This is a genomic window from Planococcus daihaiensis (assembly GCF_049262615.1).
GTDB lineage: Bacteria > Bacillota > Bacilli > Bacillales_A > Planococcaceae > Planococcus.
The window spans coordinates 536,867-560,877 of the sequence record NZ_CP175504.1 but is presented as its reverse complement, the minus strand read 5'-3'; the positions used below and the strand labels follow the sequence as shown (position 1 = coordinate 560,877).

At 44.8% G+C, this 24,011-nt stretch carries 24 protein-coding genes and 1 other annotated feature; of the genes, 16 read left to right on the top strand and 8 right to left on the bottom strand.

The window, feature by feature from the left end:
• The first annotated feature begins 3 nt into the window (after positions 1–3).
• The 6 genes from fabF (at position 4) to opp4C (ending at position 7,382) form a co-directional block, all read left to right on the top strand.
• Positions 4–1,242, top strand: coding sequence for a beta-ketoacyl-ACP synthase II (gene fabF / locus DHX103_RS02760; RefSeq protein WP_422123749.1), 1,239 nt, complete (start codon positions 4–6; stop codon positions 1,240–1,242).
• Positions 1,243–1,501: 259 nt separating this feature from the next.
• Positions 1,502–2,548 (top strand): ABC transporter ATP-binding protein, encoded by a 1,047-nt coding sequence (locus DHX103_RS02755; protein ID WP_422123748.1) that lies wholly within the window; start codon positions 1,502–1,504, stop codon positions 2,546–2,548.
• Positions 2,545–3,555: an ABC transporter ATP-binding protein gene (locus DHX103_RS02750; protein WP_422123747.1), complete on the top strand. Its 1,011-nt coding sequence runs from the start codon at positions 2,545–2,547 to the stop codon at positions 3,553–3,555. Before DHX103_RS02755 ends, DHX103_RS02750 begins: the two co-directional genes overlap by 4 nt.
• A gap of 25 nt (positions 3,556–3,580) precedes the next feature.
• Entirely contained in the window at positions 3,581–5,335 is a 1,755-nt protein-coding gene (opp4A, locus tag DHX103_RS02745; RefSeq protein WP_422123746.1) for an oligopeptide ABC transporter substrate-binding protein, read from the top strand.
• 150 nt (positions 5,336–5,485) lie between these two features.
• Positions 5,486–6,451, top strand: a complete 966-nt coding sequence (gene opp4B, locus DHX103_RS02740) for an oligopeptide ABC transporter permease (protein WP_422123745.1) — start codon at positions 5,486–5,488, stop codon at positions 6,449–6,451.
• Between the two features lie 13 nt (positions 6,452–6,464).
• Positions 6,465–7,382 carry an oligopeptide ABC transporter permease gene (gene opp4C / locus DHX103_RS02735; RefSeq protein WP_422123744.1) on the top strand — a complete coding sequence of 306 codons (918 nt, stop codon included), beginning with the start codon at positions 6,465–6,467 and terminating at the stop codon, positions 7,380–7,382.
• Between the two features lie 37 nt (positions 7,383–7,419).
• On the opposite strand, the gene trpS is transcribed toward opp4C, so the two are convergent.
• On the bottom strand, positions 7,420–8,406 hold the full coding sequence (gene trpS, locus DHX103_RS02730; protein WP_422123743.1) for a tryptophan--tRNA ligase: 987 nt from the start codon (positions 8,404–8,406) through the stop codon (positions 7,420–7,422).
• A gap of 46 nt (positions 8,407–8,452) precedes the next feature.
• Positions 8,453–8,664, bottom strand: a binding site (T-box leader).
• A gap of 173 nt (positions 8,665–8,837) precedes the next feature.
• Here trpS and DHX103_RS02725 point away from each other — a divergent pair.
• The 5 genes from DHX103_RS02725 (at position 8,838) to pepF (ending at position 14,833) form a co-directional block, all read left to right on the top strand.
• Positions 8,838–10,034, top strand: coding sequence for a putative glycoside hydrolase (locus tag DHX103_RS02725; protein ID WP_422123742.1), 1,197 nt, complete (start codon positions 8,838–8,840; stop codon positions 10,032–10,034).
• A 366-nt stretch (positions 10,035–10,400) separates the two neighbouring features.
• Entirely contained in the window at positions 10,401–10,796 is a 396-nt protein-coding gene (gene spxA / locus DHX103_RS02720; protein ID WP_008429739.1) for a transcriptional regulator SpxA, read from the top strand.
• Between the two features lie 258 nt (positions 10,797–11,054).
• Positions 11,055–11,717, top strand: coding sequence for an adaptor protein MecA (gene mecA / locus DHX103_RS02715; protein WP_422123741.1), 663 nt, complete (start codon positions 11,055–11,057; stop codon positions 11,715–11,717).
• A 153-nt stretch (positions 11,718–11,870) separates the two neighbouring features.
• Positions 11,871–12,977, top strand: a complete 1,107-nt coding sequence (locus DHX103_RS02710) for a competence protein CoiA (protein WP_422123740.1) — start codon at positions 11,871–11,873, stop codon at positions 12,975–12,977.
• A gap of 47 nt (positions 12,978–13,024) precedes the next feature.
• Positions 13,025–14,833 (top strand): oligoendopeptidase F, encoded by a 1,809-nt coding sequence (pepF, locus tag DHX103_RS02705; protein ID WP_422123739.1) that lies wholly within the window; start codon positions 13,025–13,027, stop codon positions 14,831–14,833.
• A 45-nt stretch (positions 14,834–14,878) separates the two neighbouring features.
• On the opposite strand, the gene DHX103_RS02700 is transcribed toward pepF, so the two are convergent.
• From DHX103_RS02700 to DHX103_RS02685, 4 genes are all read right to left on the bottom strand, one after another.
• Positions 14,879–15,184, bottom strand: coding sequence for a hypothetical protein (locus DHX103_RS02700; RefSeq protein WP_422123738.1), 306 nt, complete (start codon positions 15,182–15,184; stop codon positions 14,879–14,881).
• A complete protein-coding gene (locus DHX103_RS02695; RefSeq protein ID WP_422123737.1) occupies positions 15,169–15,966 on the bottom strand; it encodes a ClpXP adapter SpxH family protein in 798 nt (265 codons plus the stop codon). Before DHX103_RS02695 ends, DHX103_RS02700 begins: the two co-directional genes overlap by 16 nt.
• Positions 15,963–16,361 (bottom strand): globin, encoded by a 399-nt coding sequence (locus tag DHX103_RS02690; RefSeq protein ID WP_422123736.1) that lies wholly within the window; start codon positions 16,359–16,361, stop codon positions 15,963–15,965. The genes DHX103_RS02695 and DHX103_RS02690 overlap by 4 nt, the downstream gene beginning before the upstream one ends.
• A 105-nt stretch (positions 16,362–16,466) precedes the next feature.
• The gene (locus DHX103_RS02685) at positions 16,467–17,069 is read right to left on the bottom strand and encodes a CYTH domain-containing protein (RefSeq protein WP_422123735.1); all 603 of its coding nucleotides are present in this window, start codon (positions 17,067–17,069) and stop codon (positions 16,467–16,469) included.
• 472 nt (positions 17,070–17,541) lie between these two features.
• Here DHX103_RS02685 and DHX103_RS02680 point away from each other — a divergent pair, with 472 nt between their 5' ends.
• From DHX103_RS02680 to DHX103_RS02670, 3 genes are read left to right on the top strand one after another with little or no spacing between them, the layout of a single operon-like run.
• A complete protein-coding gene (locus DHX103_RS02680; RefSeq protein WP_422123734.1) occupies positions 17,542–18,219 on the top strand; it encodes a GTP pyrophosphokinase in 678 nt (225 codons plus the stop codon).
• The gene (locus tag DHX103_RS02675) at positions 18,216–19,022 is read left to right on the top strand and encodes an NAD kinase (RefSeq protein WP_422123733.1); all 807 of its coding nucleotides are present in this window, start codon (positions 18,216–18,218) and stop codon (positions 19,020–19,022) included. Before DHX103_RS02680 ends, DHX103_RS02675 begins: the two co-directional genes overlap by 4 nt.
• Positions 19,019–19,897: an RluA family pseudouridine synthase gene (locus DHX103_RS02670; RefSeq protein ID WP_422123732.1), complete on the top strand. Its 879-nt coding sequence runs from the start codon at positions 19,019–19,021 to the stop codon at positions 19,895–19,897. The genes DHX103_RS02675 and DHX103_RS02670 overlap by 4 nt, the downstream gene beginning before the upstream one ends.
• Here the strand turns inward: DHX103_RS02670 and prpE are convergent.
• Entirely contained in the window at positions 19,890–20,627 is a 738-nt protein-coding gene (prpE, locus tag DHX103_RS02665) for a bis(5'-nucleosyl)-tetraphosphatase PrpE (RefSeq protein WP_422123731.1), read from the bottom strand. The two genes, DHX103_RS02670 and prpE, sit on opposite strands and share 8 nt — an antisense overlap.
• A 100-nt stretch (positions 20,628–20,727) precedes the next feature.
• Between prpE and mgtE the strand changes: the two genes are divergently transcribed.
• Positions 20,728–22,098: a magnesium transporter gene (gene mgtE, locus DHX103_RS02660; protein ID WP_422123730.1), complete on the top strand. Its 1,371-nt coding sequence runs from the start codon at positions 20,728–20,730 to the stop codon at positions 22,096–22,098.
• Positions 22,099–22,177: 79 nt separating this feature from the next.
• Positions 22,178–22,948, top strand: coding sequence for an enoyl-ACP reductase FabI (gene fabI, locus DHX103_RS02655; protein WP_422123729.1), 771 nt, complete (start codon positions 22,178–22,180; stop codon positions 22,946–22,948).
• An 80-nt stretch (positions 22,949–23,028) separates the two neighbouring features.
• Here the strand turns inward: fabI and DHX103_RS02650 are convergent, their stop codons facing one another.
• Both DHX103_RS02650 and DHX103_RS02645 read right to left on the bottom strand, forming a co-directional pair.
• Positions 23,029–23,463 (bottom strand): GNAT family N-acetyltransferase, encoded by a 435-nt coding sequence (locus DHX103_RS02650; RefSeq protein WP_422123728.1) that lies wholly within the window; start codon positions 23,461–23,463, stop codon positions 23,029–23,031.
• The gene (locus DHX103_RS02645; RefSeq protein ID WP_422123727.1) at positions 23,464–23,982 is read right to left on the bottom strand and encodes a YjcG family protein; all 519 of its coding nucleotides are present in this window, start codon (positions 23,980–23,982) and stop codon (positions 23,464–23,466) included. It abuts the gene before it with no gap.
• Between the last annotated feature and the right edge of the window lie 29 nt (positions 23,983–24,011).

The following is a 24,011-nucleotide window of genomic DNA, read 5'->3' as shown; positions in this document are numbered from 1 at the left end:
ATAATGACGAATCGTCGTGTAGTTATAACGGGAATTGGAGCGGTCACGCCGCTTGGAAATGATATCGAAACAACCTGGGAAGCTGTTAAAGAGGGGAAATCCGGTGTCGGCCCGCTGACAAGGCTGAATCCGGATGACTATTCAGCAAAAATTGCTGCAGAAGTAAAAGATTTTAATATTGAAGATTATATCGAAAAGAAAGAAGCAAGAAAAATGGACCGCTTCACGCATTATGCGCTGGCAGCATCCATCATGGCGATGAAAGATTCCGGTCTTGAGCTTGATGAAAAAACGGCTCTTAGAACGGGCGTCTGGATCGGTTCTGGAATCGGCGGCATGGAAACAATCGAAAATCAGATGAATGTGCTGAATACACGAGGCGTTCGCCGCATCAGCCCGTTTTTGATCCCGATGATTATTCCGGATATGGCTTCCGGGCAAGTTTCAATTCATTTTGGTGCTAAAGGCATCAACTCCTGTTCAGTGACTGCCTGCGCTTCCGGCACAAACTCGATTGGAGATGCTTTCCGCGTTATTCAGCGGGGCGAGGCAGATGCCATGATTTCCGGCGGAGCAGAAGCGCCAATTACGCAATTGTCTGTGGCCGGATTTACGGCCAACACCGCTTTGACGACAAATGTAGATGCAAATACTGCCTCTAGACCATTCGATAAAAACCGTGATGGTTTTGTCATCGGCGAAGGAGCAGGGATTGTCATTCTTGAAGATTATGACCACGCCAAAGCACGCGGCGCAAAAATTTATGCTGAAATCGTCGGCTATGGTTCGACGGGAGATGCCCATCACATAACTGCGCCGGCTCCTGGAGGAGAAGGTGCAGCACGAGCGATGGAGCAGGCTTTAGCTGACGCGGGTGTTGAAAAAACTTCGGTAGGCTATATCAATGCGCACGGCACGAGCACACCGTATAACGATTTATTCGAGACCATGGCAGTGAAAACCGTTTTCGGTGAACATGCCTATAAGCTCGGCATGAGCTCAACAAAATCGATGACTGGCCATCTGCTCGGTGCAGCTGGAGGCATTGAAGCCATCTTTACGGCTCTCGCGCTGAAAGAAGGCATTATGCCACCAACTATAAATTACGAAACGGCTGACGAGGAATGTGATTTGGATTATGTTCCAAATAAAGCCAGAAATGCTGATTTCAGTTTTGCTATGAGCAATTCATTGGGATTTGGTGGTCATAACGCATCACTGGTCTTTAAAAAATACGAATAATAAATATTTGAGTATCGCATCCTGCCTATTTTGCAGGGTGCTTTTTTATATTTACTTGGAAAAATGATACTTTTTTAAAATAAATATAATTTTTTAAATCGGTGGGAACACAGTAATAGCAAGGAAATTTTACCAATTGACAGATCGAATTAACAATTAATTTATAAAATTACAAAAAAGAGATTGATTATGTAATGTTTTTGTAATAAACTTTATTCATATTGAATTTACAGAATAAAAGAATTTCGAGGTGTTCTTAATGACAGCAAATAATACTTTACATACACAAACACCACTTTTACAGGTACAAAATCTTCAAACAGGATTTAAGATTGACGGGGATTTCCACAATGCTGTGGAAGGCGTGTCATTCGACGTCAAACGAAAACAGATCGTAGGAGTTGTAGGGGAATCGGGCTGCGGCAAAAGTGTTATGTCACTGTCGATCATGCAATTGCTGCCGACTGGAATCGGAGAAATTCGCGGAGGCGAAGTGAAGTTTGAAGGGGAAACGATTTCCACACTTTCAGATAAAAAGATGAACGACATTCGCGGGAAAGACATTTCGATGATTTTCCAGGAACCGATGACTTCCTTGAATCCTGTTTTCACCATCGGGTATCAAATCGAAGAAGTTATCCTGAACCACGAGAAAATATCGAAAAAACAAGCCCGTCTCCGTTCAGTTGCTTTATTGAAAAGTGTGGGAATTCCACGCGCGGATAAAATTGTTGAAGAATATCCCCATCAATTATCGGGTGGAATGCGCCAGCGGGTGATGATTGCAATGGCAATCGCCTGCCAGCCGAAACTATTGATTGCAGATGAACCGACAACTGCTTTGGATGTAACGGTTCAGGCCCAAATCCTTGACCTGTTAAAAGGGATTCAGGAATCAAACGACATGGCCATCATATTGATCACGCATGATCTCGGAGTAGTGGCTGAAATCTGTGACGAAGTACTCGTCATGTACGCAGGCAAAATTGTTGAAAAGTCGAATGTCGATGAACTTTTCAATAACCCGAAACATCCTTATACGGACCTGCTGATGAAAGCGATTCCGAAAATGGATGAAGATGTCGAAGTTTTGGCAACAATCGATGGTTTGGTGCCATCTGTAATGAATATGCCGGAAGTGGGCTGCCGCTTTGCAAACCGGTGCCCGGCTGCAATGCCGGAATGTCTTACAGTAACACCAAAACTCGGGGAGGTTGGCCCGAACCACGAAGCTGCATGCCTGCTATATGATACGAGCTGGCCGACAGATTCAAAACCCCATAAAGAAGGAGCGTCCATGGTATGACAACAAGAGACTTTATTCAGGATAGAATTGACAGCCTCGAGAACCGGGACGTGCTTCTCGAAGTCCAGAACCTTAAAACCTATTATCCGGTTACCGGAGGGTTTTTCAAAAGGACGGTAGGACATGTAAAAGCGGTAGATGATGTTTCGTTCACCATTCGTAAAGGCGAGACACTTGGTCTTGTCGGTGAATCAGGTTGCGGCAAGTCAACGACAGGAAGAACTATTCTTCGATTGCTGAAACCGACAGACGGCAAGATTCTTTTTGAAGGCAAGGAAATCACAAAGGTCTCCGGATCCAAACTTCAAAAAGCGCGCCGCGATTTCCAAATGGTTTTCCAGGATCCATACGCCAGTCTGAATCCGAAGCAAATGGTCGGTGACATTATTGCGGAACCAATTCTCAATTATGAGAAGCGCAATAAGAAAGAGCTGGAGCTGGAAATAAAAGCATTATTGACCAAGGTTGGACTGCCGGAAGCGGCATATTATAAATACGCTCATGAATTTTCGGGCGGCCAGCGTCAACGTATCGGGATTGCCCGTGCACTTGCGTTGAATCCAAAATTGATTGTGGCAGATGAGCCGGTTTCGGCGTTAGATGTTTCTGTCCAGTCGCAAGTTCTCAATCTGTTAAAAGAATTGCAGATTGAATTCGATCTTACTTATTTGTTTATCGCGCATGATCTCAGCGTTGTAAAACATATGAGTGATCGAATAGGAGTAATGTATTTGGGCAGTCTCGTTGAGGTTGCTTCAAATAGAGATTTATACAAGGAGCCTCTGCATCCTTATACACAAGCCTTGATTTCTGCGATCCCAGAACCGAATACGGCGATCAAGAAAAAACGGATTGTGCTTGAAGGGGATGTGCCAAGTCCGCAAAATCCTCCTACCGGCTGCCCGTTTCACACGCGGTGTCCGATGGCAATGGAAATCTGTTCGAAAGAAAAGCCTCCATTGAAAGAAGTGCGCCCTGGCCATCATGTTGCTTGCGTCTTGTATTAATCAAAAAAATTATAGGGGGAAAATCATGAAAAAGAACAAATCTTTACTGTGGCTTTTCGCTCTGATTCTTGTCCTTTCTGCATTCCTTGCAGCATGTGGCGGAGATGATGGCGACACAACATCAGAAGATCCTGCAGACACAGACACAGACACGGAAGAAACAGACACTGATACAGAAGATGCAACAGAAGGCGAAGCTCAAGCAGGCGGAACTTTAGTCTACGGCATTGATGCTCCACCTGAAGGGTTATTCTCTTCTGCATTTTACGGCATTGCAACAGATGCTGAAGTAATTGACCTTTTTGATGAAGCTCTTATTACTTATAACGAAAACCTTGAACCAGAACCAAACGTAGCTTCATGGGAAACTGAAGACAACCAAGTTTTCAACTTCACATTTGAAGAAGGCGTTAACTGGCACAACGGCGAAGAACTTACAGTTAATGACTGGGTATTCGCTTTAGAAACTCTTGCTGACCCGGACTACGAAGGTCCCCGTTACACGAATGTACAAACAATCGAAGGTGCTGAAGCTTACCGCGCTGGCGAAGCTGATTCCATTTCAGGAATCGAAGTTGTAAGTGATTATGAAATCACAATCACTTTTGACAAGCCACGTGTTAACAACTTGACAAACCTTTGGGCTTACGCTCTTCCAGAATCAGTTCTTGGAGAAGTTCCTGTAGCTGATATGGCTTCATCTGAATGGGTTATTACAAATCCAATCGGAATTGGGCCGTTCAAAGTTGATAAAATTGTACAAGGTGAATCTGTAGAATTCTCTAAAAACGAAGATTACTGGAACGGCGATGCAAATCTTGACAAAATCGTTTTACGCGTAATTGACAACTCTTCTGTAGTTGGCGCTTTGCAAAACGGCGATGTTGACATGATCTCTCTTCAGCCGGTTTCAGGACCTGAAGTTGAACCATTGGAAAATGTTGAAGTTATCACTTACCCTGGCCTTTCTTACTATTATGTAGGATTCAAGCTTGGTAAATTCGACAACGAATCACAAACTATTGTTGAAGAAAACCCGAAATACCAGGATAAAGAACTGCGTCAGGCTATGATGTATGCTCTTAACCGCCAAGAATGGGTTGATGCATTCTTCTTCGGATATGCAAATGTAGTCAATGCTCCAGTACCAAGCTCTCACTGGAATGCAGCTGACAACAGCGAATTGAACACGTACGATTACAATCCAGAAAAAGCGATGGAAATGCTTGATGCTGCTGGATACGTTGATACGAACGACGATGGTTTCCGTGAAGATCCAAACGGTGATGAGTTAGTTGTTAAATTCTCTCATTACGCAACTGGTAACCCAACATTTGAGTCACGCGCTCAAGCGATCACTCAATACTGGGAAGCTGTTGGTCTTAAAACAGAATTGGAAATGGTAGAAGTTAACCTCTACTACGAAATGATTGAAAAAGATGACGCTTCGGTTGAAACTTTCTTCGGTGGATGGGGAACTGGAGCAGATCCGGATCCATCTGGTCTATGGAAAGCAGATCAGCTTTGGAACTACCCGCGTTACAACAACCCAGAATCAGACCAATTGCTTGATGATGCTTTAGACATCGAAATCGTTGGTACTGACCAGGCGAAACGTACTGAATTGTATATCGAATGGCAGAAGATTCTAAACGAAGACGTTCCAATGCTTTATATTGCTGAACTTGAAGAAATTGTTGCTTTGAACAACCGTGTAGGCGGAGTTGAATATGACGTATCTGGTCAAAACAGCCCGGCTGAATGGTTTGTAACAGAATAATATCAGTTAAACCTTCAACGATGGGCTGTTCATAGCCCATCGTTGAAAAATTATATAGGGCTCTTATGCACGGTAAGGGACGTTTGGCACAAATTACTCTTACCGTGCCGAAGAGTGCAGCAGAGAACTTTACAGACAAGGAGAGTATAAATGCTTAAATATACGATTAGAAGATTACTTGGAATGATTCCTATGCTCATCCTTATTTCCATCGTCGTGTTTTCGCTGGCTAAGTTAATGCCCGGTGATTCACTGAGCGGGGAAATTGATCCTTTGAATACGAATCCGGAATATATCGCTGAAATGAGAGAAAAATTGGGCTATAATGACCCGTTGCCAGTGCAATATTTTAATTGGATCAGCGGATTTGTCCAAGGGGATTTCGGAAAATCCACTAAATACAAACGCCCCGCTTTTGATGTAATTATGGAGAAAGTGCCGAATACATTATTTCTAGGGCTCATGTCATTGGTCATAACCTATATTTTGGCATTTATGATGGGCATGTACTCCGGGCGAAAACCCTATACTCTCGGAGATAATGCAATAGCAGGAATAAACTATATTATGCTTGCTATACCTTCTTTTGTTGCGGCGGTCTTTGCAATATACTTCTTCGCCTTCAATTTAAACTGGTTCCCGTTTGGCGGATCGGTGGATATACTGATTGAAACAGGCACTGTTGAATATTACCTGAGCAGACTGCATCACGTTATATTGCCGGCAATTGTGCTAGGGGCTTTGAGTACGGCTTCTTACACGCAATTCCTGCGGAACGATATCATCGAGAACTCACGCAAAGATTTCGTACGTACTGCCAGAGCTAAAGGAACACCGATGAAAAAGATTTACAATGTGCATATTTTGAGAAACTCCATTATTCCGTTAGTTACTTTCCTTGGATTCGATTTTGCAGCATTGATCGGTGGGGCAATCATCACTGAAACGATTTTTACATACCCGGGTATCGGAATGCTGTTCCTGGATTCTGTAACGAGCCGTGACTTTCCAACGTTGATGGCTTTGACGATGTTATTGTCATTCTTGACATTGGCAGGTAATTTGATCGCAGACTTACTGTACGGAGTCGTGGATCCACGAATCCGTCTGGAATAGGGAGGAAGCAAAATTGGCATCATCTAATACATTAACTCAACAACAGAAGCCGGAACGCAGCTTGTCTCCGTGGCAAATTGCACGTAAGAAGTTCCTTCATAATAAGTTGGCGATGATCAGTTCGTTCTTTATAATTCTTGTAACAGCATTATCGTTTGCAGCACCATTTCTTGCGCCGTTCTTATCACCGATTCCGGATGTATCAAGGGTCAATATCGGTTCAATGAACATTCCGCCAAACGGGGAGCATATCCTCGGAACGGACAAAAGTGGACGTGACGTTTTAACCCGCCTGTTTTACGGTGGCCGAATCTCCTTGCTTGTCGGATTCAGCGCCACATTAATGGTTATCAGTTTGGGAACGCTTGTCGGTTCAATCGCTGGCTTTTTCGGCGGCTTTGTAGACAACGTCCTGATGAGATTTACTGATTTCGTATTGAACTTTCCATTCCTTGTATTCGTTATCGTATTGAATACAATTTTGCGTGAAACGGTCGACGGGGTTTCAGTTCTTATTATTGTAATCGGGGTTTTGAGCTGGGGCGGAGTCGCGAGACTGGTCCGAAGCAAAATTCTGGCGGAAAAAGAGAACGAATATGTGCTTGCAGCGCTGTCAATCGGCTGTTCGCCGTTGAAAGTTATTCGTAAGCACCTTCTTCCGAACGTTATGTCGACGATCATCGTACAAGCAACATTGATTTTTGCCAGTATGATTGTCGTTGAATCGGCTCTTAGTTATTTAGGCTTTGGTGTTCCACAATCAGTTCCGAGTTGGGGCAATATGCTGTCTTCAGCAAACGAACCGGATGTGCTGCAAGGCAAACCGTGGATTTGGATGCCGCCTGCAATAGTGCTGACAGCGACAATCCTGTCCATCAACTTTATCGGTGAAGGCTTGAAGGATGCTTTGAATCCTAAGTCCCTAAGATAGAAAAAAGTTCCGCACATTAATTTGTGCGGAACTTTTTTTATCTTTTACGGCCAAGGCCCATTGCATTTTCCATTTTCTTGAGTGTTTTATTCGCCTGGTGGGCAGCTTTTTCTGCGCCTTCATCGAGGATGCGGTCAAGTTCATCGGAGTCGACGAGTTTGGCATAGCGTTCCTGGATAGGTGCGATGTGTTCTGTCACAGCTTTCGCGACAGAGGCTTTAAACTCACCATAACCGGCACCATCGTATTTGGCTGTCAGCTCATCAATTGATGCGCCGGTCAGCGCAGCTTCGATTGTCAGCAGATTGGATACGCCAGGTTTGTTTACAGGATCAAAACGAACAACGCCTTCTGAATCTGTGACAGCACTCTTGATCTTTTTCTCGATGGTCTTCAGATCATCAAGAAGGGTGATGATCGATTTTTTATTGGCATCTGATTTGCTCATCTTTTTGGTGGGGTCCTGCAACGACATGATGCGGGCGCCATGTTTTGGAATCCGGATCTCTGGAATTGTCAGAACATCATTGTATTTTCTGTTGAAGCGCTCTGCCAGATCCCGGGTCAATTCGATATGCTGCTTCTGGTCATCACCGACTGGTACGATATTGGTTTGATACAATAAAATATCCGCGGCCATTAATGGGGGATACGTCAATAATCCCGCAGAAACAGAGATATTTTTAAAAGACTTGTCTTTGTATTGGGTCATCCGTTCCAGTTCACCGATTGTCGCGATGCACTGGAGCATCCAACCCGCCTGAGCATGTGCTGGAACTTCCGATTGAATAAACAAGGTCACTTTGTCAGGGTCGATTCCGACAGCCAAATACAAGGCTGCCAGAGCTTTAATGTTCTTGCGGAGCTCGAGCCGGTCCTGGGGCATCGTGATCGCGTGTTGATCGACGATGCAAAAAATACAATCGTACTCATCCTGAAGATCTGTAAACTGTTTGAAGGCCCCGATGTAATTGCCTAATGTAACGGTCCCTGTTGGCTGAACGCCTGAAAATATTCGATTCATTTTGTTATTCCTCCTCCAAATAAAAAAAACACAGCAAGCATCCCTGCAAAGGGACGAAGCTGTGTTTCCGTGGTACCACCCTAGTTGCCGTTTCCGGCCACTCTTCTTCATAACGTGAAGATGACGGAGCAGGCTACTGATAAATTTCACCCGCTCAGCTCGAAAGCCCATTCAATGCAAACCTCCATCTGTTTGCACCAGCCACAGACTCTCTATATAGAAGGAAATGCATTTACTCTTCTTTCTCAACGCTTATATATTTCTTCTATTATAGACCATTTTGGAAATGCTTTGCAATAATAAATACATACATGTACAGGTTATTATTATTTCCGATAACAAGATAAAGGATTGCTATTTTTTTGTTTCAATTTGTCAAAATGATGATAAAATGGAATAAGAAAGACAACTGAGAGGATGTATAGTCGAAAATGAAGAAAATGAAGATGGCAGCCGCAACTGCTTTATTATTCACCGGCCTCGCAGCAGCTCCGGCAATGGCAGCAGCTGAAGAAGCACAGGATTTTACTACCCGTACATATAACACAATTGAAATCAGTTCAGAGGTATTGGCAAGCTCGCAATTATTCAAATATGATTCCGGGTTTACATTCGACTATCCGGATGCAGTTCGGGGCATTTTTGTTACAGGACATTCCGCTGGCGGAGCTCGCTTTGATAGCTTGATCGACCTGGTCAGCACAACAGATTTGAATGCCATGGTAATCGACGTTAAAGAGGATTTCGGTTATTTGACTTTTTTACCTGAAGAAGGATCAACGGTTGACGAATATGGCATCGGCCAACCATACATCAAAGATCCTCAGGCGATGATGGAACGGCTCGAAGAAGAAGAAATTTATCCGATAGCCCGCGTCGTGGTATTCAAGGATTCAGCTTTGGCAAAACGGAAGCCGGAATGGTCATTCCTGGATGGCGGCGCAGTGTGGGAAAACCGCCGCAAAGAATCTTTTGTCAATCCATACTTGAAAGAAGTTTGGGATTATAATGTTGAAATTGCCGTTGAAGCTGCAAAACTGGGCTTCAAGGAAATCCAATTCGATTATGTACGGTTCCCGGAAGGGTTTGAAAACCGTGCGGACAAGCTGCAGTATTCCAAAGGGGAGTATGATGGGGAAGACGACGTTCAAAGCCGTGTATCCGCTGTAACTGATTTTGTCGCGTATGCGCGCGAACAGCTGAAACCGTATGATGTCGAAGTTTCTGTTGATATTTTCGGGTATTCGGCCACTTTGCCTGAAGCACCGGGAATTGGCCAGAACTTCTCGAAAATCTCAGAAAACGTGGATGTCATTTCTTCCATGATCTATCCAAGCCATTGGACATCTTATTTCGGCATTGCGAAACCGGATCTGGAGCCATACAAATTAGTGGCTGAGTATTCGAAAGTTGAGAATGCAAAACTAGCTGAGCTGGAAAATCCACCAGTTTCACGCCCATGGCTGCAGGATTTCACAGCTTCATATCTCGGATCGGGCAACTACCTGCGATATGGTAAAGCGGAAGTCGAAGCGCAGATCAAAGCGTTGAACGATAATGGCATCGATGAGTTCCTGTTATGGAATGCCGGCAATACCTATTCGCCAGGAGTAGATTATACTCCGTAATAATAGTTGATTAAAAGACCTGATTTTCAATCAGGTTCTTTTTTATGAAACTTTTTGCTTTCTGATTCGTACTAATAAGAGTAAGGAATATTTTCAAGAAGAATTTTCTAATTGAGAATAAAATAATTGTAAATTGCGTTTAGCGTTTTTAAAAAACGGGTAAATTCATATTATAGAACTTTAGGAAGCGCTTAATTATAGCGATTTTGTGACAAGTATTATGCAAATCCTCTATTAATTTGCGAATTCTATATTCAATTTAGGTCAATTATTGTATAATGAATGTAAACCTTCTAAATTATACTCATTCTAATTTAGTGAGATAGAAATGTCACCCCCGAATCCGAAAGGAAGTGTTCAATTATGATGGTAACGCTATTTACTTCCCCAAGCTGTACATCTTGCCGAAAAGCAAAAGCATGGTTGGAAGAGCATGATATTCCATATACAGAACGCAACATATTTTCAGAACCGCTGACAATCAGCGAAATCAAAGAGATTTTACGCATGACGGAAGATGGAACGGATGAAATCATCTCAACCCGCTCTAAAATTTTCCAGAAGCTTAATGTGGATGTCGAAAGCCTTCCGCTTCAAAGATTGTATGAGTTAATCCAGGAGCACCCAGGGCTATTGCGCCGACCGATTATCATGGATGAAAAACGACTGCAAGTCGGTTATAACGAAGATGAAATCCGCCGGTTCCTCCCTCGTAAAGTGAGAGCATATCAATTGCTTGAAGCTCAGCGAATGGTGAACTGAAAATAAGCTAAAAGCTGTCCGGCCTTTATGTCAATTCATAATGGATCTTTGGACAGCTTTTCTGTATTTATTTCGGCTTAATGTCTTGCATTTCAGCAGGAATTGCAATAAACTCGATACTAATTATCCGACAGCATATTGTGGCGTACAGGCAATAACTTTCTCATAGAGTTCCAAACGCGATATAATAAAGCTAGCAAGAAACGCACGGCTTATGAGGAAGATCCTCTTGGTCCAATTCGAAAGGAGAGGTGTAAAATGGATATAGAACGCATTAATGATAATACAGTCAAATTTTACATTTCCTATCTCGACGTTGAAGAACGTGGGTTCAGCCGTGACGAAATCTGGTTTAACAGAGATAAAAGCGAAGAGCTATTCTGGGAAATGATGGATGAAGTGAATGAAGAAGCTGACTTTGTAATGGAAGGTCCCCTGTGGATTCAGGTCCAGGCAATGGACAAAGGGCTGGAAGTTACAGTCACACGTGCGCAATTGACTAAGGACGGCCAAAAATTAGATATGCCGGATGATATAGAAGAGCGCCGCAAAATGTTTGCGAATGATGAAGAGGGTGCGGCAGGAACAGAATTCGATGAATTTGAGCCTGTATTCAACGAACCCGACACAAAAAAATTGGAATACAGTTTTGTGGTTTCGGAAATCGAGGAATTGATTCCTTTATCCCGCCGACTGCAATATGTTCCAATGGAAACGGCGCTCTATCATTTCGAAGGTAAATACTACCTGCACATCAGCTTTGATGAAATCCTGCATTCAGATGATGATATAAAAGACCATCTAAGTGTATTCTCAGAATATCTGCCACAGTCTTCTGTTACGATCCATCGTCTTGAAGAATACGGCAAGGAAATTTTCAAAAGGGATGCCTTATCCAATGTGCTGCATTATTTTGGATAATGCCAGTCAATAAGTCCATACCATAAAGCCTGAACGGGTGAAAGCTAAACTTTCAACCCTTCAGGCTTTTTTGTATGGATAGCTGTTCTTATTAAGACGGAATATTGCGCATTGTCTAAATATGGTAACTCTCCTATAATGAAGAAAAGGAGAGTGACAGCCATATTAATTGCCAAGACAGAAACGGACCAATTAATTAATCTTGCGAAAAACTACAGCCGGCAAGAATTGCTCGACATGCGCGTTGACAACACTTTCACCTGTCGGGACTGTGGAAATATTTCGTATTTAAAAATCGGCAGTATCAAAATTCCCCATTTTGCCCATAAATCCCGTTCTGACTGTGATTCGTTCAGTGAGCCGGAATCCTCTTTGCATCTGCAAGGCAAAATTTTGCTGCACGATTTCTTCACAGCTAAAAACTTCTCAGTGGAACTGGAAAAATATTTGCCGGAAATTCGTCAGCGCGCCGATTTGCTGGTGGAAGGCCGAACCGTAATTGAATTCCAATGCAGTGCGATACCAGCGCACGACGTAGTAAGAAGGACTGCTGCCTACAAGGCAATCGGGTTGGAGTCAACTTGGATTTTCGGGAACAATGAAACTCCGAAAAACAGGATTCAAGTCATCCACCTGCTGGAATATCAAAAGACAATGCTGATCAGCAAGGGGCACTTAAAGTATCTGCTGCTGTTAAATCCGGAAACCGGGCAATTCAATTATTATTCAAATCTATTCTATATTAGCGGCAATCGCTGGGTGGGCAAAATCAGTTCTTTGCCTGCAGCAAAACAGACCTATCCTTTTGCTGTTCCCAAAAGCCTGAACCGAAAGGATTTTGAAACGATGTGTTCCGTTTATGCGCAGGCAAGAGCGGCGTTCATCCGCTCTCAACTGTTTGCGAAAAATCGCTATCAAAACCCTTTCTGGCTGTTGTGTTATCAGCTTGGTTTGGATAAACGGAATCTCCCGGCGGCAATCGGGGTGCCGATATCCGGGGCCGAATGCATCGCTGAACATGCCGTCATCTGGCAATTAAAAACCGTCCGTGCACTCGAACAGGGCAAAACGATTGCCGAACTCATTTCTTCCCGGAAAATAGCATTAAAGAAAAATAGCAACGCTGCACAACTGGAAACGGTATTGCGGGATTACTCGCGTTTTATTGGCGAAATGTCAGATCTGAAAAACGACTCGGACATGCAAATCGATGGATTGTATGATATCTATTGCAAAAGCGTACGAAAATTGAGAAAATAAAAACAAGTTCGACTCCCGAAAGAGAAGAACTAAGGAGGAATTGGAAAATGACAAATAAAATATTAAAGCGTGAAGAGGTTCCAACAGAATTGACATGGAAGCTCGATGATATCTTCCCAACCGATGAAGCGTGGGAAAACGAATTCAAGGAAGTAGCAGCTATGGCTGATAAAGCTGGTTCGTATGAAGGCAAATTGAAAGAAGGGGCAGAGTCCCTTTTTGAAGTACTGACATTCAAAGATGAATTGTCGGAGAGGCTTAGAAGATTATATACATATTCCCATATGAGATATGATCAGGACACCACCAATGCAAAATACCAGGCTTTCGACAGCCGGGTCAAAGCTCTATACGCCAAGATAGCAGCGGGCTTATCATTTTTGACACCGGAAATCCTGGAGCTTGATGAAGAAGTGCTGAATGGCTATGTCAACAACCATGAAGGACTGAAACTATACAAGCATGCGCTGGACGAGTTGAACGCCATGCGGCCGCATGTATTGCCGGCCGAACAGGAATCCCTGCTTGCGCAATTATCGGAAGTCGTCAGTGCTTCGTCTGAAACGTTCGGCATGCTGAATAATGCGGATCTGGAATTTCCAGAAATCAAAGATGAGAACGGTGAAAGCGTGCAGATTACGCACGGCAATTACATCCGCTTTCTGGAAAGCAAGGACCGCCGTGTGCGGGAAGATGCCTTCAAAGCGGTCTATGCAACTTACGGGAAATTCCTGAATACGTTTGCTTCCACTTTGGCCGGAACGGTCAAACGCGATAATGTCAATGCACGCGTCCGCAAATATGATTCGGCCAGGCACGCCGCATTATCGGATGATCACATTCCGGAAACTGTCTACGATAATCTAGTGGAGACGGTTAACAATAACCTGCATTTATTGCATCGCTACGCGGCGCTTCGCAAAGAAGTGCTCGGCATCGATAAAGTTCATATGTGGGATATGCATACACCCCTGGTGAAAGAAGTGAAGATGGAGATCCCTTACGAAAAAGCGACGGACATCATGCTGAAAGGCCTGGCTGCGCTTGGTGAAGAGTATACGGGTATTGTTGAAGAAGGCATTCAAAATCGCTGGGTGGACGTTTTGGAGAACAAAGGGAAGCGGAGCGGTGCGTATTCCTCCGGCGCATATGGCACAAATCCATATATCCTGATGAACTGGCAGGACAATGTCGATAACCTTTACACGCTGGCCCATGAATTCGGCCACAGTGTCCATAGCCATTACACGCGCGCTTCACAGCCTTATGTGTATGGTGATTACTCCATCTTCGTTGCTGAAGTGGCATCGACGACGAACGAAGCTCTGCTGAACGAGTATATGGTGAAAAATGCCGAAGATGACCAGGAGCGGATTTACTTGTTGAATCATTGGCTCGACGGTTTCCGTGGTACAGTATTCCGTCAGACAATGTTTGCGGAATTTGAACATAAAATCCACAAGATGGATCAGGAAGGCGAAGCGCTGACAGCGGAACGCCTGACCGAAGTGTATTACGAGCTGAACAAAAAATACTTTGGTGAAGACGTGGCAGTGGATGAGGAAATCGGTATGGAATGGGCGCGAATTCCTCACTTCTACTATAATTATTACGTTTTCCAATACGCCACCGGCTTCAGTGCGGCCACAGCGTTAAGCAAAGGTATTTTAGAAGAAGGACAGCCGGCAGTCGATCGCTTCATCAATGAATTCCTGAAAGCGGGAAGCTCTGATTATCCGATCGAGGTTCTGAAAAAAGCGGGGGTCGATATGACATCATCTTCGCCAGTGGAAGAGGCCTGCAAAGTATTTGAACAAAAATTAACCGAACTCGAGAAATTATTGCTGAACAAATAAAAATGGCAAGAACAGGCTCATTAATTCTGAGCCTGTTCTTTTTAGTTATTCTAATATAATTAAAAACATTTCCGGTTGGTTACCATTATGACAAATTTGTGAATTCGTTTGTGAATTATTGCATAAACAATTATTCCGTGATAAAGTTAGTCTTGTGAAATAAATCACATACAAACATACACCCCTTTGTTTGAGCGTGAACATTTCTCCCATCCCCTTTGTATATGAAAAACGCCTGCCGGACGTGGCAGGCGTTTTTCTTTGTCCAAAATTTGGCGCTTGGCGGGGCTGAGCTTTTCGAATATAAATAAGCACGGCGCCAATCGGCGCCGTGCTTATTTTACTTTCCATAATGTTTCATCCGGCAAACAGATGCGTTCAACTTTTTGCTGCAGCATCTGTTTCTTCATTTCTCGTTCAGCAGTTTCCTGCGAGATATTGTATATGGACGCGATCTCTCTTGTCGCGATCGTTGTGTACTTGGTAAACAGTTCTTCAAGCGGTGGTGGGGCCTGTCTGTTTAAGGTGTCCCTGCCGAGCATTTCCTGAAGGATAGTCAGATAGGTATCGTATGAATGCAGTCCGGAAATCTTAACACCTTCGTCTTCGATGCATTCATTGAAAAAGACGATGCTCGGAACTTCCGTGATTTCCATTTCCCGCGTAATCTGCAAATCGCATTGAAATGCTTTTGCCGTATGGACGGAATGGAAATCTTTTTCGAATTCTTCCTGATCGAGATTGGCATCTTGTGCAATTTCGAGTAGTACCTGGTAGGAAGAAACATCTTTTGTCTGCAGGAACAGCTGCTCCTGCAGTTTATGCAGGAATTGATTGCCTGCACGCTTGCCCTGCAGCTCGGCTGCTTTGACCGCAACTGAGGCCAATACTGGATGCGTCAGATTGTCGGTAGCGATCGACGAGGTTTTTTGCTGGCTGTTCAAATTGAACAATTTGGTACTGAGCACAACACGCATCGAAAAATAATGGCCGTATTCAATCTGGAGCTTCCTCATGACGGATTGCAGTTCCCAGCATTCCATGTTCAATGGGTCAAGAAATATATAGAGTTCCATGGGCTTTACCGGGTTCGGGCTGTCATAAATCTGTTTTGCCAGGTCCAGGCTATTCACACCATTTCCTCCTCACTGTCCGGTGCATTGACCATATGATGTGCAGTCATTACAAGCCGGTTATAGAAGGTGTCACGGAATTTCCCGGTCAATCCGATTTCATCCATTGCTTCACTCATACATTCAAGCCAGGCTTGGGCCCGCTCAGGTGTAATCGGAAAGGGGTTGTGTCTTGCTTTAAGTCTGGGATGTCCGTGCTCTTCTGAGTATATGTTAGGTCCACCAAGATATTGAGTCATAAATTGCTTTTGCTTTCTAGCGGTTTCCGATAAATCATCAGGAAAAATAGGCTTAAGCTTTGGATGCATAGCGACGCGGGCATAAAATGCGTCCACTAAGAGGGACAGGCGTTCCGCACCAATTTCTTCATACGGAATAATAGGTTTTCCAGTCATCAATATGTCTCCTTTGCTGTAGCTGTAAATTCATTCTAACAACGCTTAGAGAATATCTCAAATAAATCGAATGGTCGGATGGGAAATAATGGCTGATAAATGCTTTTATTCGATAATTTTATTCGAATGGGCCTGCTTTTTAGCGGCTTTCATGAAACGGGCAATTTTTTTATCGGTGCTGCGGACTGGAATTCCGAAATCGCGCAAGATCGCTTGAAATCGCTGCTTCCCAGCTTCAAAATCGGTAACTTCGTATTCAATTTCAAAATCCGCGGTACCCAAATACTCCGAATGGTCGAGCACCAGCAGGCCGGATTCATAGGGGAATTCGATCCGGTGAGTAGTCAGGCTGCCAAGGGGCTCCAGCGTTTCCGCTTCAAGTCCCATTTCCTTCAAGGCTTTCGTAACTTCCGGGGCGGAAAATCCGCGTTTTTCAACTATCTCTTCGACTTGTGGCAGCTGAAGTTGGTCGGTAATTTCATAAAAGCCATTGTCCGCCGGTGTTTTCAGCGTACATTCATATGTATCAGCCTTTTGCCGGATTCGGAGTGCCGAACGGCGATCGCGTAATTTAAAATCCGCTGTATCAAAATAATGATTCACTTGAGTTTGAGCGTCCTCAGCAGAATAGCCGAAGCGGCCAATCAATTTCAAATATTCTTCTTTGGTCAATAAATTCTTAAATTCAATTTCCAGTTCTTTGGTCATCATCTGCACCTCACTCTATTTTATTATGTGATAATTCGAGTCAAACTGCAACGAATCGCAGCGCTGTGTTAAAATATGACTAGATAAGTTGAATTTACTAGCTAGCTTTTAAAAACGCTTCGGCGCTTTGGACTGGCCGCGCCAGCGCTGGGTGACTAACTTTGGCAGAGAGAGTCTCTAAGATATGGAGCAAAACAGCGAAGACGCCATGGGGAGCAACGCTTTTAAATGTCTCGAAGCTAGCGAAGCGATGCAGAGACAGAAACGGCGTTGGCTTTCCAACGTCGTTTCGACGAAGTGCCGAGATCCGCATAGTGCTCCTGCATCGCTACGCTGCTTCGTCGCAAAGACTTAGCCTCGCGAGCTTCGGCTAATGTCTTCGAAGCTGTTTTGCGGAATATCAGCTGATATTAAATACATTCTATAATAGAACAATACAAGAGAGTATAGATACGAAAGCGGGGAACCGGTTATGGGACAATGGGATCGATTTTTAGCGCCTTATAAACAGGCTGTCGATGAACTGAAAATCAAATTCAAAGGTATGCGAAGACAATACGAAACCGATAATATCAACTCCCCGATTGAGTTTGTTACCGGCAGGGTCAAACCAATTGCGAGCATTTATGATAAGTCGCTTGAAAAAGGGATTCCTTTCGAGCCTTCCATCGAGCTGGCTACGGAACTGCAGGACATTGCCGGCATCCGGATGATGTGCCAATTTGTCGGGGATATTGAAACAGTGGTCGAATTGCTGCGGAAACGAAAAGACCTGCGCATTGTGGAAGAAAAAGATTATATTTCCCGTGAGAAGCAGAGCGGCTACCGGTCGTATCACGTTATTGTTGAGTACCCCGTTCAGACCATCAGCGGGGAACAGCTGATACTGGCGGAAATTCAGATCCGGACTTTGGCGATGAATTTTTGGGCATCCATCGAGCATTCATTGAATTATAAATACAAAGGCGTTTTTCCCGATGAAATCAAACTGAGATTGCAGCGGGCAGCAGAAGCAGCATTCCAACTGGATGAAGAGATGTCACAGATTCGGGATGAAATTCAGGAAGCACAGGCCTATTTTACGGAATTCAAAGAATCACCAGGCACTCATTTTCCGAGAAACGAAGATGGAAGGAGAAAAGAGAGATGAAATATTTCATAATATCCAGAAGTGATGATCTGTCGAATGATTTAATGGCTAAAGCACGCGCTTATCTGGAAGACTTTGGCATGGAATGGGAAGAGGACCAGCCGGATATCGTCCTGTCGATCGGTGGAGACGGAACGATGCTGCACGCTTTCCATAAATACAGTGACCAATTATCGTCAGTTGCTTTTGTCGGAATACATACAGGCCATCTTGGATTTTACGCAGATTGGAAGCCGATTGAGATTGAAAAACTGGTGCTGTCGATTGCTAAAAAAGAATATGAAGTGATTGAATATCCATTGCTTGAAACCAGTATTCATTATCAAAATAAAGAAGAGCCTGCTGTTTATCTGGCAATGAATGAATCGACCGTGAAATCTCCTGACGTGACGCTCGTCATGGACGTCATTTTAAATGAAGATCATTTTGAACGCTTCCGCGGCGACGGTCTCTGCATGTCTACACCGTCGGGAAGCACGGCTTATAACAAAGCGCTTGGCGGCGCAATCATCCATCCGTCGTTGGAAGCGATGCAATTGACCGAAATGGCATCGATCAATAACCGGGTTTTCCGGACAGTCGGTGCTCCGCTGGTGCTGCCGGCCCATCACCGTTGCGTGCTGCGCCCGGTGAAAGCACCGGATTTTATGGTAACAGTTGACCATCTTCAATTGCTTCATAAAGATGTGCGGTCCATTGAATATCGGGTAGCTGAAGAAAAAGTCAGATTCGCTCGTTTCCGCCCATTCCCGTTTTGGAGAAGGGTCCACGATTCCTTTATCGACAGCGAGGAGTACCGATGAAGCCATTTGAATTGAATTATACTGCCGACGCCAAAGGGTTATTGCGTGAAGCCCTGCAGTCCTGGGGGATCTCTAAGCGAACTCTTGCTTCTGTAAAATATGGCGGCGGGCAAATACTGGTGAACGGCAACGAAGTGACGGTCAGGCATCCTCTTGAAGTCGGGGATGCTGTGACCGTTGTTTTTCCGTTGGAAGAGCTTGGCAAAGGATTGCAGGCGGAAAACGGGGACTTGCAGATCGTCTATGAAGACGAGGCCTTGCTGATTGTCGATAAGCCTCCTTTGCAAAATACGATTCCGTCGCGTGAACATCCGCTGGGCAGCCTGGCGAATTTGGTTGCCGGCCATTTTGAAAGTCACCGGATACCGGCCACTTTGCATATCGTGACGAGGCTTGACCGCGATACGAGCGGACTGGTCTGCATCGCCAAAAATCGGCATATCCACCATATGCTCTCCGTTCAACAGCAGGAGAAGAAGATGTCCAGGCGTTATGATGCATTTGTCCACGGCCTCATGGAGCAGGAAGAGTTTACGATTACTGCGCCGATCGGCAGAAAAAATTCCAGTATTATCGAACGAGAAGTTCGGGAAGATGGCCAATTTGCAGAAACCGAAGTCAAGCTGCTTAAGGCATACGCCAACTTCAGCCATGTCGAGTTAAAGCTGAACACCGGCCGCACACACCAAATACGGGTTCATCTGGCGCATATCGGACAGCCGCTCATTGGAGATGATCTTTACGGTGGAACGCGGGAAATGATCCGCCGCCAGGCACTTCATTGCCGCAAGCTTGAAATGATTCATCCCGTTACCGGTCGAGCGCTCAGCTTCGAATCGCCGAACCGTGAAGATATGGCTGCACTGATCAGGTGAACCGGTGGAAACGTTCCGGCTGATAGGGCTGTTTTGCTGGCACTGAAACCAATTCTTTTTCGGGAAAACGGAATGCCGTCAATGATCCGCCGAAAACACAGCCGGTATCAATATTCACCGTTCGGTTGATGATGTAAGGTTCTTCGGTTGGGGTGTGGCCATAAACGACCCACGGTTCGCCCCGGTAGGATTTCGCCCAATCGCGTCTCACCGGCCGACCGTCGGCATGGAAATTCCCTGTGCGGTCGCCGTAAAGCGTGAATACGGCAATCTTTCTGCTCAAAGGCTCGCCGATCATTTCCTTTTTCAGTCCAGCGTGGGCGACGATCAGATCGTCCCGCAGCACCTGATACTGGGGCAGTTCTTCGTAAAATCGAATATATCTTTTGCGGAATTCCTGCTGTTCCTTTTTCGGCAGAGCCTGCCATTCTGCGACCGTGACTTCCAGTCCGTGTACGAGCTCCACCGAATGCCCTTTCATAAACCGATAAAGTTTATCGCAATGGTTTCCAGGGGAATAAAATAGAATGCCCTGATCCTGCCGGGTGAATAATAATGCCAATACCGCCAATGAATCGGGGCCACGGTCCATGGCGTCGCCGACAAATGCAGGTTGCCTGCCTTCGGGATGGCGGTGAATACCGTTGTCATAACGATAGCCCAGTTTTTCGAGCAATTCCATGAGCTCGTCGAAACAGCCATGAATGTCGCCGATTATGTCATATTTCATGATAAGCACCTCATATACTAAATTGATATACTTGCTATTATAAGTGTAACGCAGTGACTGCCAAAGTGGCGTACTGCAAAATCGAAAGGAGGAAGCCGGGATGATGGAAGAAAAATTGATGCGCGATGAAGAATTAAATGAAGACATGCTTTTGCAATTGCTGGAACAAGGACAAGTGGAGGAGTTCCGGGAAGATTTCCTGTCCCATCATCCCTACGATCAGGCTGAATTCTACGAAAAAGCTGAGGCGGATATCCGTCAGCAGCTTTATGAGTATCTCTCTCCGAAAGAAATGGCGGACATTTTCGAAGCGATCGAATTGGATGATGATGAATACGAAGACCTCTTCAAAGAAATGAATGCCATGTATGCCGCAGATCTCCTGTCCTTTATGTACCGGGATGATGCCGTCGATGTATTGAATAATTTGAGCAAAGACCAGGTTGCGAGCTATCTCACGATTATGCCGAAAGAGGCAGCACAGGAAATCAAAGACCTTCTGCATTACGAAGAATATACAGCGGGTTCGATCATGACGACCGAATTCGTGGCCATCCCAAAAAATTCCACGGTCCGTTCCGCAATGAATATCCTCAGGAATGCCGCACCTGATGCCGAAACCATCTATTATGTCTTTGTCATCGATGAAGGAAAAAAGCTTGCCGGAATTGTCACTTTGCGTGATTTGATCATTGCGGAGGAAGACACTTTAATCGAATCGATCATGAATGACCGGGTTGTCAGTGTATCGGTAGGGGAAGATCAGGAAGAAGTGGCACGCATGATCAAGGATTATGATTTCCTGGCGATGCCGGTCGTTGATTTTCAGGGCCACCTGCTCGGCATCATCACCGTGGATGATATTATCGATGTTCTGGATGAAGAAGCTTCAGATGATTATTCCAAACTGGCCGCTGTGTCGGATATGGATAATTTTGATAAAGGGCCTCTCAGTGCTGCGAAAAAAAGGCTGCCGTGGTTGATTTTGCTGACATTTCTCGGTATGCTCACAGCGAACTTGATGGGCATGTTCGAATCCACATTGGACCAGGTGGCGCTGCTTGCGGTATTCATTCCGCTGATTGCCGGCATGGCAGGGAACAGCGGCACACAGGCGCTGGCGGTAGCGGTTCGCGGGATTGCCACGGGCGATATTGAAGAGCAGAGCAAGATGAAGCTCCTTTATCGTGAAGCCGGCACCGGTCTGATAACAGGCCTTGTTTGCGGCATTGTCGTGGTCGGCTTGGTTTATTTTTGGAAAGGTGAATTGCTCATCGGGTTGCTGGTCGGAACTGCGGTTGCGGGCTCCATTTTTGTGTCCACTCTCGCCGGATCGTTTATTCCGTTATTGATCCACCGTTTGAAAATTGACCCTGCCGTAGCCTCCGGTCCGTTCATCACGACGTTGAATGATATCATTTCCATATTAATCTATTTGGGTCTGGCAACTACATTCCTGAGTAACCTCTAGAAGAGTGCAAATTGCACTTTTCTTTTTTATGATGTAATATTAGTACCAGGTAATAATTAGAATTTCAGGAGGAATGACAATGTCGATTTCATTAAAAGGCAAGACATTCGTAATTATGGGCGTGGCCAATAAACGCAGCATCGCGTGGGGAATTGCGCGGGCACTGGACCAATCGGGAGCGAACCTTATTTTTACATATGCCGGAGAGCGTTTTGAGAAATCTGTGCGCGATCTGGTGGCAACCCTTGACGGCAAGCACGAAACGATTCTTCCGTGCGACGTGACGAGTGACGAAGATGTGGAAAAATGTTTCGCCGCAATCAAGGATCAAGCCGGCAAAATCGACGGTTTGGCGCATTGCATCGCTTTCGCTAAGACGGAAGAGCTGGCAGGCGATTTTTCCGAAACTTCACGTGAAGGCTATTTGTTGGCACAAAATATCAGTTCTTATTCACTGACGATTATTTCGAAGCATGCCAAACCGTTGATGTCAGAAGGCGGAAGCATCGTCGCTTTGACTTATATCGGGGGAGAGCGCGTCATGCCGAATTATAACGTCATGGGCGTTGCAAAAGCGGCACTGGAAATGTCTGTGCGCTATCTGGCTGCGGATCTTGGCAAACTGGGCATCCGTGTCAATTCAATCTCTTCAGGACCGATCAGAACTCTGTCTTCTAAAGGAGTCAGCGATTTCAATTCGATTCTTCGTGAAATCGAAGAAAAAGCGCCGCTTCACCGCAATACGACACCGGAAGAAGTCGGAGACACGGCCGTCTTCCTGTTCAGCGATATGTCACGCGGAATTACTGGCGAAACCATCCACGTCGACAGCGGGTATCATGTACTTTAAAAAGCTGCTGCAAAATGAAGATCGTATTTCCCAATTGAAACCAAAAAAATCCAGCCCTCAAATTTTGAAGGCTGGATTTTCTATGCGTGCAAATTCTTTTCCATTGTTCTATGCGGTATTCCTGCATCGAGGAATTCCGGAGAAGTCACGGTGTAGTTTAATTTTTCATAAAAAGGGATCGCGTATGACTGCGAGTTCAGTTTTAACGTCGACATGCCTGCTGTGCGTGCATATGACTCCATCGCTTCCATCATCAGGACACCGACGTGCTGTCCGCGGAATTCGGGCAAAACTGAAACGCGTTCGACTTTGCCGATGCCACTTTCAATTTCGCGGATGCGTCCGGCAGCGATAGGCTGCTGAAGATTGTAGCCGACAAAATGTGTGGCGGTACTGTCGTACTCGTCCATTTCGATATGAAGAGGCACTTGCTGTTCATCGACAAAAACTTTTCTGCGAATATCAAAGGCCTGTTCTTTTTCGAGTTCGTTTTCAGCTATTTTTACTTTCTGCAATTATTGCTCATCTCCAGTCAAACGGAATGTGTCGTAGACTGTCCAGGAACCATCGTCCAGTTTATAAAGAAGGTGGATGCGGTCGATTGTTTCTTCATGATCGATGCCCGCCATTTTTAATTGGCCGAAAATATCGGAATGCTCGGAATCAGATAATTTTTGGGCAATCGTGATATGTGGAACAAAGGAATAATCCGGCATGCCACCGAAGAAATCAGAATGCAGATCCTCGTGCAGGTCCAGAATTTCTTGTACAGGTTCAACTTTAAAATAAAGTGTATTGGTCACGGGTGAAAATGAACTTACGCGTGTCGCGTGAAGTTTGAAAGGCTTTTGGCGTTTAGCGATTTTCGCCATTTCTTCCACGATATCTTTGATTTCTGCGCCATTCGCTTCGAACTCATCCTTTAACGTGATATGAGGTGTAATCAACTCATAATGAGGATCATAACGTTTGCGGTAAGAATTGGCGATGTCCTGTAATTGTTTTGACGGAAATGCTGCAACACCGTATTTCATAAATATGCCTCCTCGTAAAATATAAATCT

Excerpts from the sequence above, each read along its gene's own strand:
- DHX103_RS02675 (WP_422123733.1), top strand. The coding sequence starts at position 18,216 with ATGAAATATTTCATAATATCCAGAAGTGATGATCTGTCGAATGATTTA.
- fabI (WP_422123729.1), top strand. The coding sequence starts at position 22,178 with ATGTCGATTTCATTAAAAGGCAAGACATTCGTAATTATGGGCGTGGCC.
- mecA (WP_422123741.1), top strand. The coding sequence starts at position 11,055 with ATGGATATAGAACGCATTAATGATAATACAGTCAAATTTTACATTTCC.
- DHX103_RS02680 (WP_422123734.1), top strand. The coding sequence starts at position 17,542 with ATGGGACAATGGGATCGATTTTTAGCGCCTTATAAACAGGCTGTCGAT.
- trpS (WP_422123743.1), bottom strand. The coding sequence starts at position 8,406 with ATGAATCGAATATTTTCAGGCGTTCAGCCAACAGGGACCGTTACATTA.
- DHX103_RS02690 (WP_422123736.1), bottom strand. The coding sequence starts at position 16,361 with ATGACTGGAAAACCTATTATTCCGTATGAAGAAATTGGTGCGGAACGC.
- DHX103_RS02670 (WP_422123732.1), top strand. The coding sequence starts at position 19,019 with ATGAAGCCATTTGAATTGAATTATACTGCCGACGCCAAAGGGTTATTG.
- fabF (WP_422123749.1), top strand. The coding sequence starts at position 4 with ATGACGAATCGTCGTGTAGTTATAACGGGAATTGGAGCGGTCACGCCG.
- mgtE (WP_422123730.1), top strand. The coding sequence starts at position 20,728 with ATGATGGAAGAAAAATTGATGCGCGATGAAGAATTAAATGAAGACATG.
- DHX103_RS02645 (WP_422123727.1), bottom strand. The coding sequence starts at position 23,982 with ATGAAATACGGTGTTGCAGCATTTCCGTCAAAACAATTACAGGACATC.
- opp4A (WP_422123746.1), top strand. The coding sequence starts at position 3,581 with ATGAAAAAGAACAAATCTTTACTGTGGCTTTTCGCTCTGATTCTTGTC.
- DHX103_RS02685 (WP_422123735.1), bottom strand. The coding sequence starts at position 17,069 with ATGACCAAAGAACTGGAAATTGAATTTAAGAATTTATTGACCAAAGAA.
- prpE (WP_422123731.1), bottom strand. The coding sequence starts at position 20,627 with ATGAAATATGACATAATCGGCGACATTCATGGCTGTTTCGACGAGCTC.
- DHX103_RS02725 (WP_422123742.1), top strand. The coding sequence starts at position 8,838 with ATGAAGAAAATGAAGATGGCAGCCGCAACTGCTTTATTATTCACCGGC.
- DHX103_RS02700 (WP_422123738.1), bottom strand. The coding sequence starts at position 15,184 with ATGGAAAGTAAAATAAGCACGGCGCCGATTGGCGCCGTGCTTATTTAT.
- pepF (WP_422123739.1), top strand. The coding sequence starts at position 13,025 with ATGACAAATAAAATATTAAAGCGTGAAGAGGTTCCAACAGAATTGACA.
- spxA (WP_008429739.1), top strand. The coding sequence starts at position 10,401 with ATGGTAACGCTATTTACTTCCCCAAGCTGTACATCTTGCCGAAAAGCA.
- DHX103_RS02755 (WP_422123748.1), top strand. The coding sequence starts at position 1,502 with ATGACAGCAAATAATACTTTACATACACAAACACCACTTTTACAGGTA.
- opp4B (WP_422123745.1), top strand. The coding sequence starts at position 5,486 with ATGCTTAAATATACGATTAGAAGATTACTTGGAATGATTCCTATGCTC.
- DHX103_RS02750 (WP_422123747.1), top strand. The coding sequence starts at position 2,545 with ATGACAACAAGAGACTTTATTCAGGATAGAATTGACAGCCTCGAGAAC.